2 protein-coding genes are annotated in these 1,459 nt (G+C 29.3%); both read right to left on the reverse strand.

Translation table 11 applies throughout. From position 1 onward, the window contains the following. Positions 1-25: 25 nt before the first annotated feature. Positions 26-973 (reverse strand): IS3 family transposase, encoded by a 948-nt coding sequence (locus IY230_RS02180; protein ID WP_196369709.1) that lies wholly within the window; start codon positions 971-973, stop codon positions 26-28. After that, positions 907-1,422: a helix-turn-helix domain-containing protein gene (locus tag IY230_RS02185; RefSeq protein WP_196369708.1), complete on the reverse strand. Its 516-nt coding sequence runs from the start codon at positions 1,420-1,422 to the stop codon at positions 907-909. Before IY230_RS02185 ends, IY230_RS02180 begins: the two co-directional genes overlap by 67 nt. Between the last annotated feature and the right edge of the window lie 37 nt (positions 1,423-1,459).

The following is a 1,459-nucleotide window of genomic DNA, read 5'->3' on the forward strand; positions in this document are numbered from 1 at the left end:
GACTAAATAAAATTTAATAGTTTATTTAACTTAAGGATTGATTTCTGTATTGCACAGGAGTCAGTCCTTTTAGTTTTACTGTAATACGCTCGTTATTATAGTAGTGAATGTAGTTTTCTATTTCTTTAGCTAAATGATCTAGTGATTTAAACTTATGTTCGTTACCATAAAACATTTCATTTTTAAGTATACCAAAGAAATTTTCTACAATGGAATTATCTAAACAGTTTCCTTTTCTAGACATACTTTGTTTGATCCCTTTTTCAATTAGTGATTCTCTAAAATGCTCCATTTGATATTGCCATCCTTGATCAGAATGCATTTTCAAACCACTCAGATCATTATACTTACTAAAGGCGTCTTCTAACATAAGTTTTGTTTGGAGGTAATTTGGTGTTTTAGAAATATTAAATGCGATAACTTCACGATTATTAAAGTCTACAATCGGTGATAAATAAAGTTTTCCATCTTTTATATGAAACTCAGTTACGTCTGTTCCCCAAACCTCATTTATACCATTAGTTTTAAAATCTCTAACATAAGTTGTTGTATGTTTAATTTCATCAACTTCTTTAACTAATAAGAGATTTGGTGCTGTTTTACCAACAGTTCCTTTGTATGATTTATATTTAGCTTTAGGTGTTTTTCCAAATAAACCTAATGCTTTCATTATTCGCTTCACTTTCTTGTGGTTTATGATTAAACCATTGTTTTTAAGTTCTAAAGTAATTCGTCTATATCCATATCTTTCTTTATGTTTCATAAAGATATCTTTAATTTTATTTTTTAAATCCTGGTCTTTATCGGATTTGTTGTAGTTGTTTATAGTGTAGAAGTAAGTAGATTTACTTACATAAAAAAATGTCAACATTTTATTTAGAGCGTACTTATGCCTTGATTCGAATATTACTTTAATTTTTTCTTGTTTGGTTGCTCTTTCCTTTGTCGAACCAAGGCGTTCAACTTTTTTAATAGATCGATTTCCATTTTAAGTTGTTCGTTTTCTTCCTCTAAACGTTTGATTTCATCTTCATTAGTGGCCGGTTTGGTCAAATCCGTTGGTTTAGGTTTTTTACTCATGTGTGCACCTCTTAAATCTTGTTTGAGACCATTATAACCTAAATCATTGTATCTTTCACACCATGCATATATTGTTCCTGCATTAATTCCATATTCCAAACCAACAAAACTCTTCGATTCACCAGATAGAACTCTTTGTACTAGTTCCAACTTAAACTCAGCTGTATATCTTGAGTTCTTAGATTTATCTCTTAGATACTTAAAACCATGTTTGTTATACAAGCTAACAATACGTTCAATGGTACTTATACTTACTTCATACTGTTTCGAAATTGACACTTGAGTAATTCCAATTTCATACATCTCTATTATTTTCAATTTGTCTTTATAATATAATTTCATAATAAAAACCCCATAGCCTTTCCAATTTTACTTGGTC

The organism is Acholeplasma laidlawii (assembly GCF_015709225.1).
GTDB classification, from domain to species: Bacteria; Bacillota_I; Bacilli_A; order Acholeplasmatales; family Acholeplasmataceae; genus Acholeplasma; species Acholeplasma laidlawii_A.

Excerpts from the sequence above, each read along its gene's own strand:
- IY230_RS02185 (WP_196369708.1), bottom strand. The coding sequence starts at position 1,422 with ATGAAATTATATTATAAAGACAAATTGAAAATAATAGAGATGTATGAA.